General features: G+C 43.1%; 16 protein-coding genes. 4 read left to right on the forward strand and 12 right to left on the reverse strand.

The window, feature by feature from the left end; translation table 11 throughout:
* The first annotated feature begins 78 nt into the window (after positions 1-78).
* Positions 79-3,060, forward strand: coding sequence for a DEAD/DEAH box helicase (locus BIV60_RS20590; RefSeq protein WP_071357593.1), 2,982 nt, complete (start codon positions 79-81; stop codon positions 3,058-3,060).
* Between the two features lie 243 nt (positions 3,061-3,303).
* On the opposite strand, the gene yiaA is transcribed toward BIV60_RS20590, so the two are convergent.
* Together yiaA and BIV60_RS20600 are read right to left on the reverse strand one after the other, a co-directional pair.
* Positions 3,304-3,774 (reverse strand): inner membrane protein YiaA, encoded by a 471-nt coding sequence (gene yiaA, locus BIV60_RS20595; RefSeq protein WP_071357594.1) that lies wholly within the window; start codon positions 3,772-3,774, stop codon positions 3,304-3,306.
* A gap of 160 nt (positions 3,775-3,934) precedes the next feature.
* On the reverse strand, positions 3,935-5,065 hold the full coding sequence (locus BIV60_RS20600) for an acyltransferase family protein (protein WP_071357595.1): 1,131 nt from the start codon (positions 5,063-5,065) through the stop codon (positions 3,935-3,937).
* A gap of 226 nt (positions 5,066-5,291) precedes the next feature.
* Between BIV60_RS20600 and BIV60_RS20605 the strand changes: the two genes are divergently transcribed.
* Positions 5,292-5,495 carry a hypothetical protein gene (locus tag BIV60_RS20605; RefSeq protein WP_071357596.1) on the forward strand — a complete coding sequence of 68 codons (204 nt, stop codon included), beginning with the start codon at positions 5,292-5,294 and terminating at the stop codon, positions 5,493-5,495.
* Positions 5,496-5,611: 116 nt separating this feature from the next.
* On the opposite strand, the gene BIV60_RS20610 is transcribed toward BIV60_RS20605, so the two are convergent.
* The 4 genes from BIV60_RS20610 to BIV60_RS20625 form a co-directional block, all read right to left on the reverse strand.
* Positions 5,612-6,709, reverse strand: coding sequence for a 3D domain-containing protein (locus tag BIV60_RS20610; RefSeq protein ID WP_071357597.1), 1,098 nt, complete (start codon positions 6,707-6,709; stop codon positions 5,612-5,614).
* 378 nt (positions 6,710-7,087) lie between these two features.
* Complete coding sequence (locus tag BIV60_RS20615) at positions 7,088-7,489, reverse strand: hypothetical protein (protein ID WP_071357598.1); 402 nt, start codon at positions 7,487-7,489, stop codon at positions 7,088-7,090.
* Between the two features lie 359 nt (positions 7,490-7,848).
* The gene (locus tag BIV60_RS20620; protein WP_071357599.1) at positions 7,849-8,043 is read right to left on the reverse strand and encodes a hypothetical protein; all 195 of its coding nucleotides are present in this window, start codon (positions 8,041-8,043) and stop codon (positions 7,849-7,851) included.
* Positions 8,033-8,443, reverse strand: coding sequence for a single-stranded DNA-binding protein (locus BIV60_RS20625; RefSeq protein ID WP_071357600.1), 411 nt, complete (start codon positions 8,441-8,443; stop codon positions 8,033-8,035). Before BIV60_RS20625 ends, BIV60_RS20620 begins: the two co-directional genes overlap by 11 nt.
* A 295-nt stretch (positions 8,444-8,738) precedes the next feature.
* Here BIV60_RS20625 and BIV60_RS20630 point away from each other — a divergent pair, with 295 nt between their 5' ends.
* Positions 8,739-9,173, forward strand: coding sequence for a YwpF-like family protein (locus BIV60_RS20630; RefSeq protein ID WP_071357601.1), 435 nt, complete (start codon positions 8,739-8,741; stop codon positions 9,171-9,173).
* 83 nt (positions 9,174-9,256) lie between these two features.
* Here BIV60_RS20630 and fabZ read toward each other — a convergent pair whose 3' ends face one another.
* From fabZ to spoIIID, 4 genes are all read right to left on the reverse strand, one after another.
* Positions 9,257-9,691: a 3-hydroxyacyl-ACP dehydratase FabZ gene (gene fabZ / locus BIV60_RS20635; protein WP_071357602.1), complete on the reverse strand. Its 435-nt coding sequence runs from the start codon at positions 9,689-9,691 to the stop codon at positions 9,257-9,259.
* Between the two features lie 95 nt (positions 9,692-9,786).
* Positions 9,787-10,050, reverse strand: a complete 264-nt coding sequence (locus BIV60_RS20640) for a DNA-directed RNA polymerase subunit beta (RefSeq protein WP_071357603.1) — start codon at positions 10,048-10,050, stop codon at positions 9,787-9,789.
* Positions 10,051-10,759: 709 nt separating this feature from the next.
* Positions 10,760-11,761 carry a rod shape-determining protein gene (gene mreB, locus BIV60_RS20645; RefSeq protein WP_071357604.1) on the reverse strand — a complete coding sequence of 334 codons (1,002 nt, stop codon included), beginning with the start codon at positions 11,759-11,761 and terminating at the stop codon, positions 10,760-10,762.
* A gap of 257 nt (positions 11,762-12,018) precedes the next feature.
* Complete coding sequence (spoIIID, locus tag BIV60_RS20650; protein ID WP_071357605.1) at positions 12,019-12,291, reverse strand: sporulation transcriptional regulator SpoIIID; 273 nt, start codon at positions 12,289-12,291, stop codon at positions 12,019-12,021.
* Positions 12,292-12,843: 552 nt separating this feature from the next.
* Between spoIIID and BIV60_RS20655 the strand changes: the two genes are divergently transcribed.
* Positions 12,844-13,152: an MGMT family protein gene (locus BIV60_RS20655; RefSeq protein WP_071357606.1), complete on the forward strand. Its 309-nt coding sequence runs from the start codon at positions 12,844-12,846 to the stop codon at positions 13,150-13,152.
* Positions 13,153-13,248: 96 nt separating this feature from the next.
* Here BIV60_RS20655 and BIV60_RS20660 read toward each other — a convergent pair whose 3' ends face one another.
* Both BIV60_RS20660 and BIV60_RS20665 read right to left on the reverse strand, forming a co-directional pair.
* Entirely contained in the window at positions 13,249-18,015 is a 4,767-nt protein-coding gene (locus BIV60_RS20660) for an Ig-like domain-containing protein (protein WP_071357607.1), read from the reverse strand.
* A gap of 13 nt (positions 18,016-18,028) precedes the next feature.
* Positions 18,029-18,424, reverse strand: a complete 396-nt coding sequence (locus BIV60_RS20665) for a hypothetical protein (protein WP_071357608.1) — start codon at positions 18,422-18,424, stop codon at positions 18,029-18,031.
* Position 18,425 lies beyond the last annotated feature (1 nt).

Genomic DNA, 18,425 nt, shown 5'->3' on the forward strand with positions numbered 1-18,425 from the left:
TCATCAAAGCAAAACTCCAACTTTTGGGTTATAATAAAGGAATATGGATTTTTGCACGGTAAAGGAGCATGGGGATCGATGCTTAAAACAAGGTTTATTAAATTGCTGACAATGAAATTAGAGGATGGGCGCTATTTTTTGACGGCGCAAGAGGAGCGCGGTTACTTTTTACATCCGGATGACTGGAAAAATCTTGTGTTCAGCCGCCATGAAGAGAGCTTTTTTGGCACGCTGCTGGAAACGGAGAACATAAGTGGTATTGAGGGTGTAATACTGAGCGGCTGGCAGCTAGTCTCGCTTTTTGCAAAAGAATCGTTCAATCGCTTTATTGAGTGGGACTGGAGTGAAGAGTCAGAGATTTGTCTCGCTGCTGCTTTTGCACTTCACGAAGGGATTATCGAAAAAGATTGGCTTCCGGATTTTTCGGTATGGGAGAATGGCGAGTTCCGCTGGCAGCTGCCGGAACGGGTGAAAGATGAGTTTGACCCCTCCTTTTGGGAGCAAGAGGTGGAGGTTGGATCAAGGGCTTTCGATAAGAACGTAAGCCGCTTACTTCCCGTCGACTCGACGCCAGAAATTCAGTCCACTGAAACGGCACTCCAATTTATCAGCGACCTTTACAACAGCGCGCTTGACGCTTATTTGACGCGGAATTCGGCAATGAAGGAATTGTTCGGGCCAAAGCTCGACCTTTTGAAAAAACAAAATATTTCCGGCAGCGAACTTGCCCGTTATTTTGATGAAGAAAGCTGGCTGGAGTGGGTCGGAATCAAGGAAAGCGATACACCGTTTACGATTGGCTTAAGACTCGAGGAACCGCTGGATGGTGAAGGCGCCTGGAACTTGGATGTTTTTTTACGCGGAAAGAAAAATGTCGATGAGATGGTGGGCCTTGAGTCGAAAATTCCCGGGAAATGGCAGCCATATCTCGACAAAGTCAACAAGCAGATTGCACGCTGGGTGCGCTTAATTCCATGGCTTGCAGATGAGGAGGAAGCTCGTCTGAAAACTCACCTCACCGAGGAAGAAGCGTGGATGTTTTTAACGGAAGCGAGTGAAACTTTGGTGGCGCTGGATGTGGAGATCCTCCTCCCTTCCTGGTGGCAGGCGATGAAAAATGCCAACCTAAAGGTGAAGGCTTCACTAAAAGGAACTTCAAGCCACCGGCCATCGTTTGTCGGCTTGCAGGATGTGCTCGATTTCAACTGGCGTTTTTCGATGAACGGTGTCGACCTGTCCGAGGACGAATTCAGCCAGCTTGTCGAAGAAAAGCGCCGGCTTGTTTATATTCGCGGCCGTTGGGTGAAGCTCGATCCGCAGTTTATCCGGCAAATCCAGGATTTGATGAAACGTGCGGAAAAAGAAGGACTCCATGTCCGCGATTTGCTTGAGCAGGAGCTTGTGGATTCGGAGGCAAGCGACGATGATCTGGAAAACCCGAAGGCATTTGCGAAAATTCAAATCGAGTTGAACCGACAGTGGAAGCAGATGATCAAACAGCTTTCGGAAGTGAAGGAAATCCCGATGGAACCGGTGCCGGAGAGCTTGAACGGCGAGCTCCGCCCCTACCAGCAGCTGGGGATGAGCTGGCTGTGGTTTTTGCGGCAGTACGGGTTTGGTGCGGTTTTGGCCGATGATATGGGCCTTGGAAAAACGGTTCAGTTGATTTCTTATATGTTGAAGGTGAAAGAGCTGGTTGGTGATGAAGCTTTAGCACCGGTTGATGCGGAATCTCGGGGCCGGCGGCGGAAAAAGGATGTTTCGGAGGATGCCGCTCCAGCCGTCAAGATTCCGACAAAGGCTTCGCTTATTATTTGCCCTACCTCCGTTCTGGGTAACTGGCAAAAGGAACTCGAGCGTTTTGCACCGGAAATGGAGATTTATTTGCATTACGGATCGAACCGCTTGAAGGAAGAAGCTTTTTTGGAGCGGGTTCGCGGAGTTGATGTCGTGTTAACTTCTTATGGCTTGAGCCATCTCGATTCCGATGAGTTCGAATCTGTGATTTGGAGCACGATTGCGATTGACGAGGCGCAGAATATTAAGAACGCACAGACGAAACAATCGAAGGCGGTCCGCAGGCTGCGAGGCCGGCACCATGTTGCTTTAACCGGAACGCCAATGGAAAATCGCTTGTCGGAGCTATGGTCGATTTTTGATTTTACCAATCATGGTTATTTGGGCAGCTTGGGGCAATTTCAGAAGAAGTTTGTGATTCCGATTGAGAAGGATGAAAAGAAGGAAAAAGTGCAAAAGTTGCAAGGATTGATTCGGCCGTTCTTGCTGCGGCGGACGAAGAAGGACGAAGAGGTTGCGCTCAATTTGCCGGAAAAGCAGGAGCAGAAGGAATACTGTCCGCTGACGTCCGAGCAGGCATCGCTGTATGAACAGCTGGTCCGTGATACGTTTGAGCAGATTGAAAAATTGTCCGGTTTTGAGCGTAAAGGGTTGATTTTGCAAATGCTAAGCCGTTTGAAACAGCTGTGTAACCACCCGGCGCTGTATTTGAAAGAGGCAGCGGCAGGACGGCAGCTATTGGAGCGGTCGAATAAATTGGAGAAGCTGGTTGATCTGGTGGATGCCGTTCTGGATTCTGGCGAGAGCTGTTTGATTTTCACTCAGTATATTGAAATGGGCGAAATGATTCGTACTGCGTTGAAGAAGCGGTTTGAGATTGAGGTACCGTTTTTGAACGGAAGTGTGGCGAAGACGCAGCGGGATGCGATGATTGAGCGGTTCCAAAATGGTGAGTTCCCGGTATTCCTGCTTTCATTGAAGGCTGGCGGAACGGGATTGAACTTGACGGCGGCCAATCACGTGATTCACTATGACCGATGGTGGAATCCGGCCGTTGAAAACCAGGCCACGGACCGCGCCTATCGGATTGGACAGTCGCGGTTTGTCCATGTGCATAAACTGATTTGTACAGGAACGCTTGAAGAAAAAATAGATGCCATGCTCGAGAAAAAACAATTCCTAAACGACCAAATCATCCAAAGCGAAAACTGGATCACCGAACTCTCCACCGATGAGCTAAAGGATCTGGTGTATTTGGGATAACAATGTGAAAAGTCCACTTCATACGGTGACACACTAAAGTGACAGGCACCGTTCGTGGACTTTTTGCTATTTTGTCCGCTCGGGGTGAACATTTTTAACTGAAATTCAACATAAAAATTTTTATCGACACATTTTGACCAGATATCAACATATTTTAAGAGGATATCGACAATTTCCTTTTCCAAGAGTATCCTGAGCAATAAAAAAAACGACAGCTACACTGTCGTCCAACGGGAAAATACCTCAATCTCTTTCTCTTGCCCTCTGTGTATCTCTAATATTCTTTTGAACCGTTATGGCTGCAAATAAACTTAGAACAAAGGACATCCCATAAAATCCCTTTTCGCTTAAAACAATACTTCCTGCATTGTATAAACCGATGACCATTAACGAAATCGAAACAATCATGGCAAACCAACTAATACCATAATAAATATTCGTAACTGGTATTCCCTCTTCTTTATCCCTTACTGCCTTTTGTAAAGATACCGCTGAATAGAGTCCGAACACTAAAACGGCAAAGTAATATCCTTTTTCGTTTAATTGCATCGTGGCGTTAAACAAGCCTATGAGATAAGCCGCAACACCTACTAATAGCGCTGCCCATGAAGCCCCTTTGAAAGCTGAAGTCGGTTCCCCCTCTTTCCTTTCCACTTTTATTTTTGGATCATTTTGTTTTCCTTTATCGAACAAAACCTCATGATCATTAGACATTGAATGTTTCCCCCTCCATCTTTTTATCTAATAAACACGGGGCACCCCAGATACGCTGTAGTGCTCCTACTTAAATCTATTATATAGAAAATTTTTACAAAAAATAGATCATTTTATTCTTAATTTCCAATTACGCCTAACGAATAATTGGAAATTGCATCTATTTATCTAGAGAGTAGGTCGCTTGGGCCTTGTTTTTCCCCCTTATCCCCTTCATCCCAAATAAAAACCTCAGTACTCTCAAGCGCCGAACCACAAAATGATAGGAGCTCATAATCAAAATAAAGGAAATGGAAATAAGAAAAATCAACTTAACTGGTAGTGGCCATGATAGGTCGCGGATGAAAAAGCCAAGCAGGACAATGACAGGTTGATGCAAAACATAAAATGGCATTGATGCTTCACTCGCGTACTTTAGAAAGCGATTGGAAAAGGATAAATATTTGTCCCCCAAAAAGAAAATACATAATAACAAGCTCCAGCAATTGACCGTCCGTACGCCAAAAAAGAGTATCTCCTTTATAGACCCCGGTTGGGGATAGGCCATCGTAAACCAGACGATGTAAATCACCGTAGTAATCAAGGCAAGAATTCCGTGAACCTTTATCGTCGATTTAAGTTTCGTTTTAAACTCACCACTTGAAAAAAAATAATAACCATAAATGAACACGATTAGATAAAAGATAAGATCCCAGCCGCCTAATCCTTGAGTCTTGATTAATCCAGATGCAAACAAGATTAGTGGCAGCAACCACAGATGCACCAAGCCAAATCTCCCACCACTTGGGGCTTTTTTAAAAAATGGAATAGTAAGTAGGGAAAATACAAGCAGCACCAGTAAGTACCATAAATGTAATCCAAAGAAAGCGAAATTCCCTGTTCCGCCAAAACCCAAATAAACCCCTTCAAAATAGTGAGGAATAAATTCGAAGAAGGAGCCATGAAACTGTTGGTTGGCGGTTCGTTCGATAAAAATTTGATGAGGAGTCAAGATGAATACTCCAAACACAAGCGGTACCCCAAGCCGCATCAACCGTTCTTTGAAAAAAGCAATGACTGACCGATTTTTCAAGGCATATCTCACACTTATTCCTGAAACGGCAAAAAAGATCGGCATCATCCAAGCCCCGACAAAGAGGGAAAATACTAAAATACCACCAGAATCCAATTCATTATTTTTAACATGCCAAGGAAATGGATTAAAAAACATTGAACAGTGGTAAAGGAAAACCCCGAATGTCGCGATTACACGAATCCAATCCAAATTATATTGTCTGTTTTGATGCCCCATATTTCACCTCAAAATATCCGCTATTATACCCATACCAATTTTACCATTTTAATACAGTTATAGATAATGAAATTAATGCTTATAAAATTTCAAGCATTTTCTTTTACTACCTATAATGTTCCAATTATAACTCTTACTTTTATAACATGCTGGTGATCATCGATGAACTGGCAGACTATCCTCATCATAGCTTGAATTATATTTTTTCTATTAGGATGGTTTTTTTTTGTTTATGGAAGGGTCTTTTGAATCGTTTTGGGAGGCATTCTTGGAGGCGCTGGCAGATATCTTCCTGGATTTTACTCCAAGTTTTCAAACTGTTGCCATCCTTTTTTTGTTTATTGGCCTTTTAATGTTGGTAATCGGTGGTTTCGCCTTTTATACTCATACTAATGTGGATCTTTTGAAACTGGTGCCCAGCAGCTGGTAATGTTTCCATTTTCCTGCTCTTATAAAGAATAACACTTTAGATGGATATGAACATTAGTCAATAAAAATCCACAAAAAAGAGACCTAACACTTCCATGTTAGGCCTCTTTAAATTTATTACTTTAAAATAATTACTTTTACTGTTTTTCTTCCGAAGTCCCGAGCCTGTGCCATATTCGGCTTTAATATATCAATTCGGTGTCCATGAATGGCACCGCCTGTATCGCCGGCGATGGCCACACCGTAGCCTTCTACCCAAACTTTGCTTCCTAATGGAATCACCGATGGATCAACGGCAATTAATTTCATATTTGGGTTGTTTTTAATATTGTAGCCTAATCTCGTAACGGGACCAGAGCTTTCGTAACAGTAAGCTGTTGCTGTAACATATAATGTTTCGCCATTGCCTGCGGGTTGTGAATCATTTTGCTGGCTGCTGGCGGATGCCGATGCAGCTACCGCGCGAGATTTTGCCGCTGCCTGTTCCTTTTGAACGCTCTCTTCAGCGGCTTTAATCTCCACTTGAATGCTTGCCTTTTCTTTTTGGGCAAGGGCCATTTCTTTATCAATTTTGTTGTATTTATCTTGCATTCCTTTTAAAGTATCTTGTCGTTTTTGCAGATTCAAACTAAGCTGCTCCTGCTGAGCGGCTTGATTCTTTTGTTCATCTTTTAAAACTTGCTCTTGTTTATCAATCTCTTTTTTATCTTCTTCAATCTGTTTAAGGTCCTGTTTCTGATCTTCTAAAATGTTTTGATCGGCGTTGAAAAGTGCTGTGACGGCACTTGCTCGCTGTATGAAGTCATCAAAATTCTTTGCGTCTAAAAAGACTTTGATCACTAATCCTACGTTATTGTCATGCTGAAGAGCCACAAGCCGCTTTTTCATGACGTCTTTGCGGGCCATCATTTTGTCCTCAGTCGTGACAATCTCTTCTTTCTTTTGCTCAATGAGTTGATTGGTCTCATTAATTCTCTTTTGGGTTTTGGCCAGCGCTTCTTTGTTTGCTGAAATATATTTATAGATTGAGTCCATTTCTTGCTTAATGTTCGTCATCTCGTTTGATACAGATTGTTTTTCTTGTGCTTTCTGTTGAAGGTTCTGCTCGACATTATGTAATGCTTCTTTGTTGCTTTGCGCATATGTCATTAATGAACCAGTGCCACACAATATTAATGTAAAGATTACGAAAATCATACGCTTTAAAACTTGCATACTCTTTCCCCCTTTCCCTATTTATATCAAATCAATATGCCAACAATGTTACAAAAACATTAAAATTACCCCCCATTTTGTCATATAAAGAGAAAATTTGACATTTGCCACTACAGTGACAACTACGGTGACAGGCACCACTCGTGGACTTTTGGGCGTTTTTGTGCGTGTGGGGAGGACAGTTGGAACTTCCTGGCGCTGGGACTTTAGATTACAAAACAATAAGCTGAGCAGCTTTCTGCCCAGCTTATTGTTCTTGTAAACCTATATATGCGGCCGATCATTTTGCTCAGGATACATTGTAAATATCTTATAAACAATTAAAAATCCCCCTAAATGGGGGACAGAATTTATTGACCATGTTTTCTCAATTGTATTCTACTCATCCACCCGCTTACTCACCGCCAGCACTCGGCCTTTCTTCCTTTTCGCTGGCCTGATTTTGTCTTCGGGAAAGTTTGTTAAATAAGAGACCTTATTTCCTTCTTTTACGATAAAATTATTTACAATATTGTAAACCGCATCTTCACTGAGCTGTTGGTTGCCTTCGAAGAGAAGAAATGACTGGTTTTGATAGGTAAATTGAAATCGTCTGTTTTGGTAATAGATAGCAACAAATTGTGTTTCACTAAGAGGAATGGTTTGATAGAAGTTGTTCTTAGATGGGTGTTTCAAAATTCTTAATGCATCGGAAAAGCGTGGTTTGCTTTTGACGATAATTTCGTGATGGTTTAGCAGGACGCCTTTAAAATTCAACGAACTTTTCGCATTCTTATCCATTCAATCACTCCAAATTTTACAATTATCTACATTATATGACATAAATTTCTTTCCTATCAATTACCCTTGAGATTTGTGCGTTTTTCGTCACAATTTTTCCTACTTTCGATACTTTCTAATTTGGTAAAACATGATTTTGGACAAATACAAAGAAAAGAAGCGACGCTAAGTTCCTTTTCTCCAAAAAAAGAAGAAGCCGCTGGGTCAGCGGCTTCTATAAAAAAAACAGGGGGTTTTGCTTACATTGTTTCCCATTGGCATTTTTTTATACGATGAAAAATAAAAAGCCGGCGAATTCGCCGGAAATTTGGGGTACATAGGAGAGACCATTGATTTTTTCTATTGAGGAATGATGGTAATCAACTGATGTGGGGGGTGGATGAGGCCGGTTCTTGGGGGTAGATCGGGATGGCGCCTCGCTCTTTTTCCTCCTTAATATAGGTTTCTAGCTGGATGACTCGCCGCTCTAGGCCGTCGACTTTATGATTTGTTTTCCCAACCATTTTGATTAAGGCTTCCATGAGGAGTTCTAAACTGTCACTTTTAGGTTCCAACTGGTATTTCCTCCTTTTTTTCACTTGGCTCAGGGCTAGGGGTAGAACGAGAACTTGGGCTTGAGCTCGGATTCTCTACATGCGGTTTGGTACTTAAAAAGCGAATTTGTTCTGCGATAACTTCGGTCACATACACCCTTTTTCCCTCTTTCTCGTAATGCCGGGTCTGCAGCCGGCCCGTAACCCCGACCACGGAACCTTTCCGGCAGTACTGCGCGGTATTTTCCGCTGCCTTTCGCCAAATCGTACACGAAACAAAGTCTGTTTCAATTTCGCCGTTATGGTTTCGGAAATTGCGGCTGACGGCAAGCGAAATCTGAACAACAGGCGTTCCTTCAGCCGTTGTCTTCAGCTCCGGATCCTTCGTCAGTCTGCCGACAAGTGTGACTTGATTGATCATTCATTCATCTCCTCTCTGTTTCATGGTTTTATCATAGACCGCCCAGCCGCCCCCTGTAAAATCACGAAAAAAGCATTTTCAAGGGTGGTTGGCATTGAAAAAATGGGTTTTCTTAGGGGGAAATCGTATTTTTCGACATGAATAGCAATTCAAAGATAATTTTTGCAATCTTCGATATAAATTTTTCGACATTCGCTTTCTTCCTGCATATGTTATAATTTAGGAAAAGTGTTTCGTCACGTTGACTTAGGGGAATTTGTCCGCAGCAAAAAATGCTAGAAGGAGGTTTTACCTAATGAAATCTTTTAAGTTGGTGTCGTTGGAAGTTGTTGAGAATGACAATTCGGTGGAAGTTCCATTACATGATGGTTTGATTATTAATAAAGAAGATGAGCAGTTGACTTGGCTGCTTGAAGCTTATACGAGCCTGTCTCTTTATGATTATTTTAAAAAAATTCAAGATGAAGGCCGCGATATTATTGTTGAAGCGGTGATTACGAAGCCTGATAATGATCCGGCGTTTTTTCAAACGAAAATTAGTACGTTGAATAAGTTTGAAAATCATATTAGTGTATTGCTCGAAGGCAATCTGCGCCGTCTTCGCCGCGATTATTCTGAGGTCCTGCTCGATAACTTGATTCAAAAAGGTTTGAGTGGCCAAGCCCTCCTCACCGAGTTTAAGGAAAAGATGAAGAGTAAACCGAAGATTAAGATGAAAACTCCACAGTGAGAGTAGGCCAGGCGTGGTGCCTGGCTTTTGTTTTAGAATAGACCTAAAAAAAATGACCAGTTCCCCGGCCATTTCCCATCAAACTATTCTTTTTTCTCACCCAAAGCAAATGTAATCTCAGCTTCACAAGCAATCTCGCCATCCACCGTTGCTACGGCTTTTCCTTTCCCAACCGGCCCGCGCAATCGAATGATTTCGACCTCAAGTCGAAGCTGGTCCCCAGGCTTGACCTGTCTTTTGAAACGGCAGCCGTCAATCCCGGCAAAAAATGCTAATCGACCGCGGTTTTCCTCTTTTTTCAACATCGCAACCGCACCCACCTGTGCCAATGCCTCTACAATTAAAACACCCGGCATGACTGGATAGTCAGGAAAATGCCCGTTGAAAAACTCTTCGTTTGCGGAAACATTTTTAATTCCGATTGCTCTTTTTCCTTCCTCAACCTCCAAAACGCGGTCTACTAGCAAAAATGGATAACGATGAGGGATAATTTCTTTAATTTGTTCGATATCAAGCATTATTTAGTACCTCCTACTAATATTAGCTACTTAAATTCCATTTTACTATTAAACACAAACAAAGGGAAGAGATTGCTCCCTTCCCTCTCACCGATTTATTTTTTATCAACGAGGTCGATGATATGCGTCCAAGTTGACTCCTTAAAAATGTCTGTTACATTACCGCCGCCAAGCATACCGTAGCCAACTGCAGCCCCCGCCATGACGCAAGTCAAAATACTGATCACCATAAGGATAAGTCGCAACCAAATCGGAATCAGGCGCACTCTGACGCGTTTTGCCCCCGGGCGTGCTTCTTCTCCCTTTTTTTGCGATTCTTCTTTTTTTATTTCTTCCCTCGTTTTCACTTGTTCGGACATCGGAATTCTCCTTTGTGTTTCTCCCAAAACTAGCGAGTTCAAACATATTATTACCAAAATAAATTGTTTTTTATAAAAATTATTCGCCCAGTCTTACCTTTATTATAAAAAATAATTAAAAGAAGCACATTAATTTTTTGTAGAAAGATCCAGCTTTTGGGGAAAACCGTGAATCCATCATGTATGGGTTTATCCTCCGGCTTTTGCATTTTACCTTCCACTTTTGCCTATTTACCCACCACTTTTACCGACATACCCTCCGCCTCCGTTCGTGGCGAGCTAAATCCTCAAGCTTTCTCCTGAATTTAGGTCTCTTTTTTATGAAAATTACCATTTTCAGTAAAACTAAACACTCCACTAAACCACCTATCTACCCAAAATCCACTTTACCCACCGGTTTTGCCTCTTTACCCTCCGCTTTTGGAACTTTACATTCCACTTTCGCCAAAATACCCACTACTTTCACCGAAATACCCTCCGCCTCCCATTCGTGCGAGCTAAATCCTCAAGCTTTCTCTTGAATTTAGGTCTCTTTTTTATGAAAATTACCATTTTCAGTAAAACCAAACACTCCACTAAACCACCTATCTACCCAAATTCCACTTTACCCACCACTTTCACCCAAACACCCACAACATCATCTCTATTCTCGAACAACAAAAAAGCCCAACAACGCACACCCACGTGCATCATCAGGCTAAACCCAAACCTATCCCAGCTTCCTGCCAGGGATCCGATCAATATTATCCAACATAATTCCCGTACCAATCGCCACACAGTCCATCGGATTCTCCGCAACAAGCACAGGAACCTTCAACTCTTCGGCAAGCAGCATATCAATACCGTGCAGCAACGCGCCGCCGCCCGTCAAAATCACGCCGCGGTCGATAATATCCGCAGACAACTCTGGCGGAGTACGCTCAAGCACACTTTTCGCCGCCTGTACGATCACCGCAACAGACTCGCGCAATGACTGCTCAATCTCTTCTGAATGAACCGTAATCGTACGTGGCAGACCGCTAACCATATCACGGCCGCGAATCTCCATATCCTCCGAACGAGAACCAGGGAACACGGTCCCAATATTAATTTTAATATTCTCAGCTGTGCGCTCCCCAATCAACAGCTTGTACTCACGCTTAATATGGTTTAAAATCTCCATATCAAACTTATCGCCCGCCATCTTAATCGAAGAAGACGTCACGATATCACCCATCGAAAGTACTGCTACATCTGTCGTACCTCCGCCGATATCCACGACCATATTTCCACTAGGTTGGAAAATATCCATACCCGCGCCAATCGCCGCCACCTTTGGCTCTTCTTCAAGATAAATTTTCTTACCGCCGCTCTTCTCAGCCGCCTCCTTGATCGCCTTCTGCTCTACGCTCGTAATATTCGTCGGGCAGCAAATCAAAATACGCGGCTTCGAAAGGAAGCCCTTCACATTTAACTTATTAATAAAATGTTTTAACATTGCTTCAGTTACATCAAAGTCAGCGATTACGCCATCCTTAAGCGGACGAATCGCGACAATGTTCCCAGGTGTACGTCCCACCATGCGGCGCGCCTCTTCACCAACCGCCAAAACGCGATTCGTATTTCGGTCAATCGCCACCACAGAAGGCTCATTCAACACAATCCCACGGCCCTTCACGTGAATCAACACGTTCGCAGTACCCAAATCAATACCAATATCCCTAGCAAACATTCTCTTGCTTTCCTCCTTAACGGATCCTACTACTCTAATTGTTTATTTTATCACACTCCTCAAAAAATCCATACTTTTAACTCAAAAAAATGTAGGAATTTGTCAAAAATCAAAAAAATCCGAAAACAAAATTTGTCCTCGAATTTTTTGAAAAAGGAACCCGTGAAGCTCCCTTGCAAGTATAGCGCTTACATGTGGTCTCACCTCTATAAACACCATTCCCCCTTCCGCTTAAAAACATTGCATGTCTCACAAAATTATTTCACCGTCTCGCCTTCTCTTTCTTCTTTCTGGTACTTCATCTTCGTTGCTTCCCCACCCCTTAGGTGCCGGATCGATTTATGATAATCTAAAATTTCTTTTACTTCATTCGCCAGTTCTGGATTAATTTCAGGAAGCCTCTCTGTCAAATCTTTATGGACTGTACTTTTGGACACGCCAAACTCCTTCGCAATCACGCGAACTGTTTTCCTCGTCTCCACGATATACTTTCCAATCTTGATAGTTCTCTCTTTGATGTAATCGTGCACACTCTCGCCCTCCCTAAATTGGATGTGAGAAGTGTGAAATGAGACTCGCTTATCACTATGACGAATTCTACTATCCGCATGTTTTTAGCATTTTATGGTGACAGGCACCACAAAAAGATATTTCCACCATTTTGTCCATTTGAGATGGACATTTGTTATGGTGAGTCACCATGCGACAGAAAGTAATGTACCTTCTGATCATACTAGGAATAATCATGTCCCCGACTAAATCCCCGCTCTCCACAAACGATTCCTCACCTCAAACACTCTCTTTATAAAGGTTTATAACAGTTTATTAGCTTGGATACGGGTTTATGCACAAAAAACACAAACAGGACAAGGATTCTCGGAAATTTTTTGAAAAATCGGACACAATAGAATTCAGTATTTCCAGGGATTCCGCGATTCGACACCAGCGCGAAAAAGCTGGAGTCCGCAATATACCTCTTATTTTCCAGGAAATCCCCTTTCTGAAGCGATATTTCCCGAGAAATTTGTCGACTTTCCCGATTTCAAATAAAATGAAAATAATTAATAAGAAAGGACGCCGACATGACGCCATTTACCGAAAACGTTATTCGTATCATTAAAAACATTCCTGCAGGAAAAGTGATGACTTACGGACAAATTGCGGGGCTCGCCGGCAGTCCGCGTGCTGCCCGGCAAGTTGTGCGCATCCTCCACTCGATGAGCCGGAAACACCGACTTCCCTGGCATCGTGTCATCAACGCTCAAGGGCGTATCGCCCTGCGATACGATGAATCTTATCACGAGCAGCTGTTTGCACTTGAGGGTGAGGGAGTTGAGGTTGGCCTGAACGGCAGCATTGATTTGGAAAAATATCAATACCGACCACAATAAAATTATATATTCCAATTCACCTATTTTATGTGCAACCCCATAAACCAAGCTCAACACACAACAAGAGCCAGGCATCTCGCCTGGCTCTTCTCAAACTTATTCACTTACATCTTCTTTTCTACTTCTCACCGCAACCGTAACTCCTAAGCCAAGCAATGCCAGCATGCCGACAATACTTCCGGCAAACAATCGTTTATTCTCATAAAACTTCATCATTGCCCCTTTTTGAGCGATCTCAAATGGGATGTTCTCGGTCTTTTTGTTTCCGGCATTATCGTACGCAACGACCTTGACATTGTACTTCTCAATCTTCGAAAAACTTGTCGTTAATACCGTGTTCCCGTTATCATCCTTTGTCTTAACTAAGTCCTCAGCGGGCTTGCCGTTTACCAAAAAATTTGTAATTGTATCATTCGGATTATCAAGATGAACTGATAACCTAACCGGATCATAATATTTCGCACCCTTCTTAACCCCTTCAAACACAACCGTAGGCTTCGTTTTATCGAGGATAAACTCGACACTTAACTGCTTGATGTTTCCGGCCTTATCCTTCACCTCGAAGAAAAGAACATGCTTTCCTTCCCTCGTAATCGGTTGGCCCAGCTCATAATCCTCGCCATCCAAGGTTTGCGCAATGATATCATAGGAGCTCATATCCTGAATCCGTAATTTCGGAATTAAATCTTCCTTAAAATACTGCTGTGAAATCGGCTCATTGAACTTGATGGCCGGAGCCGTCTTGTCGATAGTGAAAACGATCGTTCGCGAGCTGACGTTTTTCGCTAAATCGGTCACCTTCGCCTTTAGCACATAAACTCCCTCGGCGTTAAGCATCACGCCGCTCACAAATGGCTTACCGTTTAGTGTCACCGATGTATTGCTCTTATCCAAATGCACATCCGAATAAGTAACAGCCGGCGAAAGATTCTTTTTAAAGAATCCGTCCAAAACGCCGGAAATGGTCAGCTTCGGCTTCGTTGTGTCCAAGGTAAAATGAATCGTCAAGGTTGTTTCATTTCCTGCTTTATCCCGCGCCAAAACTGTGTACTTATACTCCATTTCCTTTGAAGCAGTTGGAGCACTTTTGCCAACATTTTTACCGTTCAAAACAACCGAAACAATCGAATCCTCTTTCGGGTGGTCTAAAGCAAATTCAGGTGTAAAAATTTCATTAATAAACGAGCCGTTCTTAATTACCCGGTCCTGCCCTCTAAATTTTGGAGTAATAACCGGCTTCGTTTTATCAATCGTAAACTTCATTTGCTTGCTAAAATGGTTACCGGCTTTATCCGTCGCATCGACAACGATTTGATACTCGCCTTCTTTGCTAAAATTATGGCTAAACGACGCCACATCCCCATTCACCGTGAAGCCGTCGACCGGGTAGCTGCGGCCATCCTTGGTTACCGTAATTTTATTAATATCAAAATTCCGGTCCTGAATCGTTGCCTTTACAAGTTTATCCTTGTTGTAATAGGCCCCCTGCTCCACACCGGTAATTTCAATCGCCGGCTTCGTTTTATCAATCGTAAACGTCCGTTTCACGGATACCGGGCCATTTCCTGCTTTATCCTCTGCTTGGATAAAAATCGAATACAACCCGTCTTTTGAAAAATTATAGCTTAGATTCGAGTGCTGTTTTACAGGCATCATTCCAATCGTAAATGGCTGGCCATCCTTTGTTACAGCTAATTCCACCTGATTGGTCGAATAGTTCAGTTCATCCACTGAAATCGTCACGTTCCGGCTCTCCGGATTAAACGACTGTTCGTCCACGCCTTCTACTTTTACAACAGGCTTCGTGTGGTCAATAATGAACGAAACCGGCGCCAGGCTGGACTCGCGGCCTGCTTTGTCCGTTGCCGATAGCCTTACTACATAATTTCCTTCATCCTTAAAATTGTAACTTAACTCGCCTTTTGTCTTCGAAGTTAACACCAGCCAGCCAATCGAATAAGGCTTACCGTTCCGCGTAACGTTTAACGAAGATTGGCTTAAATCGATATTGGTATCCTTGACCGTAAAGGTCTCGGTCTTGCTTTTATAATTCTGCTGGTCCTCCACTCCGCTAATCGTAAGCTCAGGATTGATATGGTCAATCGTGAAGGTAACCGATTTTTCAGCCGCTTTATTCCCGGCTGCATCGGTCGCTGTGACCTTGATCGTATATTCACGGTCCTCTTTAAATTCGTAATCGAGTGTCGAGGTCTCGCCGCTATTTTCCCAATCGCCGATAGAAATGTTTTTTCCATCTTCCGTCACATTCACATCAACATGATTGTTTTTAAAATTATGCTCTTCGACATCGATGGAAACATCGACATTCTCCCTATTGTACGGCTTTACTGCTGTGTCCGTATTCTTATTCACGATACTGATTTGGGGGGCAATCGTATCAACGGTAAACGATAAGGTTTTTGTCTCCGCGACGTTTCCCGCTTTATCCACCGCTTCGACCGTGATGGCATACTCCCCATCATCTGTAAAGGGAAGCTTTAGCTCGGAGTGTGTACCCGTGCTGGTGAAATTCTCCTTTTTATCCGTACCATTTTTTTGAACCGTAACCTTTACTTGATCCGTCTGGTAGTGAGTTTCGTCCACCGCGATGGTCACTTCACCTTTTTTCACAAACGCACCCTCATCAATTCCAGTCATCGCAATCTTAGGAGCGGTTTTATCGATGACAAAAGAAAGCTGTTTCGTACTAAGTTTTCCAAAAAAATCCTCCGAGGTCACGCTGATTTGATAATCTCCTTCCTCTTTAAAAGGAAGCCTCATTTCACCGCCTCGAATCCATGAATAGGGGTCCGAGATTTTCCAATCCTCAAGAATTTTCTCCGTGATATCCATACCATCTTTCAAGACTTTCACCGTGGTTTTTTGTGGATCAAACGTATAATCATAAACTGAAATGACGACTGTTCGATTCGTGTTGTAATGTTCTCCATCCACACTGTCTGAAAAATGGATTTCCGGACTGCTTTTATCAATCGTAAATGTTTTTGTGACGTTTTTTTCATTGCCTGCTTTGTCCTTGGAGGTTACCGTTACTTCATAAACGCCATCCTCATCAAACACTTGCTCAGTCGTTGCGATATCCCCGCTCTGGACCAGCGGCTTAATGCTATACGGAATTCCGTCCTTTTTCACCGTGATATTGTATTGGTCAAGGTACTGATCCTGAACGGAAATTTTTACATTTTGATTCTCATCATATTTGCCCCCGTCTTCTACAGTAGAAATCGTAACAACCGGGGGAGTATTGTCAATCGTAAATGCCGCCGTTTTTTCCGGAGAAGCATTACCCAGTTTATCCGTTGCGTTTAAGCTCAATTCGTATTTGCCTTCCTCTTTAAACATATGCTTGGCCACAGCGTTTGTGCCGGATTGTGAAAACGAAATCGGTTCCGCGTAGGCAGCACCGTCTTTTACCACCTTTAAAACAGTTTTACTTAAATCAAGCGTCAAATCTTGCTCGGTAAAAATTACCTCCTTCGGCGCATTGATAAAAGCAGGAATATCGGAAATGTTCAATACGGGCGCCGTTTGGTCAATGGTATAGGTAATCGTTTTTGTTGCTGTGTTTCCGGCTTTATCCGCTGCCGACAGCTCCAGGCTGTAAACTCCATCTTCTGTGAGGCTGTGTTCGTCATAAGCATCTTTGCCTGCAAAGGTTGCAACCTTGCCATCACAGTTCACCTTAAGAAGCACGGAATCTTGCACCAGATTCGAATCCTTCACTTCAATACCAAATTTCCGCGGCTTTTTGTCGCTGCCTTGATCCTCTACACCAGTAAAAGATACCTCGGGCTTTTTAGTATCAATGGTAAACGTCGTTTCACCAAGATCTAAGCCAACTGGATTTTTTCGATCCTTCACGGCAACCTTTACTTTATAACCCCCTTGATCAGAAAGCTCGAGAAGTGCCGTTTTTCCTTGCTTGGAAAAAGATTTTGTTGTTGTTTTCCCGTCCTTCTCAACCACCGCAGTGGCATCCCAAATTTTAAAATCATCGCTGACCTGTAGCTGAACCGGTTCATTGTAATAACCATTTTCGTTGCTGCCCGCAATCGTTAAGCGCGGACCCATTTCACTAATCCCAAAGGTCACCTTTTTCGCTTCACTTTTGTTACCAGCTTTGTCGGCAGCAACAACCGTCACTTCATAATCGCCCACTTGATTGAAGATGAGCGTCGTTTGGCCGTTTTTCCAAACCGGAGCGGCGCTTAAGGCAATGTCGTCTTTGATGATTGAAATCGTATCTTCCCCTGGGTCAAAGTGGTCGTCCTCAACTTTGACTGTCATCGTGACCGGCATTTTCGTAAAACCGCCGTCTGCAAACGCTCCGTCCTGAAATTCCGTTTGAACGTCGACCACCGGCTTGGCCGTATCACGTTTAATCGTAAACGAACTCGTTTGCTCAGGAATTTTCCATGTATTGTCCTTTACCATGTCGATGGTGATGTCCAAATCTCCATCCTTGCTTTCCGCCGGTAAAGGAATCGTCACCGCATATTCGCCTTGAAACCTCTTATCCGCATCCTTTACTTCAGTAATTTTTGGTTTCAATTCGGTTGCACCCGGGTATGCGGCTTTGACTTCGAACGGTCTTTCCACCTCAGCAGGATGGCTGTTTTTAAAATCCTCCGTTAAATCAATCTGGAACGTTACGGAGTTTCCATTCGTGTACCAGTTGGGTTGGTCAGCCGACTCCATATCCCATTGATCGCCGTTAAAGATCACCAGGCGTTTGGCCCCATCTAATGAAAAAGCATTTGTGCTAAAAAAGAGCACCGATAGGAGCAACAAACCGCCTGCTAATATCCAGATCAGCGATTTTCTGTTTGCTATTTCTGACATTTGCCTATCCCCTCTAGATGATCGTGTTGGAATGCACAATCATCACATCTACTTCTTTAATAAATTCGTTTTCTACTAAAAGCGTCGTTTCTTCTACTAAAAGTGCAGTTTCCTCGGATAACAATGTCGTTTCCTCGATATCCCCCAATAGCGCCGTTTCCTCTACCTGCAAAAGCTCCGTTTCTTTCGCAGCCGCCGATTCGGCATACTGCTTTTTCAGCATGATTTCTTTTGTATACTTGTTCTCATTCGATTCTTCGGTAGTTTGACGTCGCTTTTTGCGAAGCTGAATGCCGGTTAAATCGATGAAAACCTGGGCGATTTCCATTTTTACAAAAAGGACAATCGAAATGACGATGGTAACCAGGGCGCCGGTTATGCCTCCGTAAAACATAATTTGGTAACCCATT

Source organism: Bacillus sp. MUM 116, from assembly GCF_001866655.1.
In the GTDB taxonomy this organism is placed as follows: Bacteria; Bacillota; Bacilli; order Bacillales; family Cytobacillaceae; genus Neobacillus.

Coding starts and splice junctions, on each gene's coding strand:
- BIV60_RS20640 (WP_071357603.1), bottom strand. CDS start 10,050: ATGTCCGAACAAGTGAAAACGAGGGAAGAAATAAAAAAAGAAGAATCG.
- fabZ (WP_071357602.1), bottom strand. CDS start 9,691: ATGCTTGATATCGAACAAATTAAAGAAATTATCCCTCATCGTTATCCA.
- BIV60_RS20665 (WP_071357608.1), bottom strand. CDS start 18,424: ATGGGTTACCAAATTATGTTTTACGGAGGCATAACCGGCGCCCTGGTT.
- BIV60_RS20615 (WP_071357598.1), bottom strand. CDS start 7,489: ATGGATAAGAATGCGAAAAGTTCGTTGAATTTTAAAGGCGTCCTGCTA.
- BIV60_RS20660 (WP_071357607.1), bottom strand. CDS start 18,015: ATGTCAGAAATAGCAAACAGAAAATCGCTGATCTGGATATTAGCAGGC.
- BIV60_RS20630 (WP_071357601.1), top strand. CDS start 8,739: ATGAAATCTTTTAAGTTGGTGTCGTTGGAAGTTGTTGAGAATGACAAT.
- BIV60_RS20655 (WP_071357606.1), top strand. CDS start 12,844: ATGACGCCATTTACCGAAAACGTTATTCGTATCATTAAAAACATTCCT.
- BIV60_RS20625 (WP_071357600.1), bottom strand. CDS start 8,443: ATGATCAATCAAGTCACACTTGTCGGCAGACTGACGAAGGATCCGGAG.
- mreB (WP_071357604.1), bottom strand. CDS start 11,761: ATGTTTGCTAGGGATATTGGTATTGATTTGGGTACTGCGAACGTGTTG.
- BIV60_RS20600 (WP_071357595.1), bottom strand. CDS start 5,065: ATGGGGCATCAAAACAGACAATATAATTTGGATTGGATTCGTGTAATC.
- BIV60_RS20590 (WP_071357593.1), top strand. CDS start 79: ATGCTTAAAACAAGGTTTATTAAATTGCTGACAATGAAATTAGAGGAT.
- yiaA (WP_071357594.1), bottom strand. CDS start 3,774: ATGTCTAATGATCATGAGGTTTTGTTCGATAAAGGAAAACAAAATGAT.
- BIV60_RS20610 (WP_071357597.1), bottom strand. CDS start 6,709: ATGCAAGTTTTAAAGCGTATGATTTTCGTAATCTTTACATTAATATTG.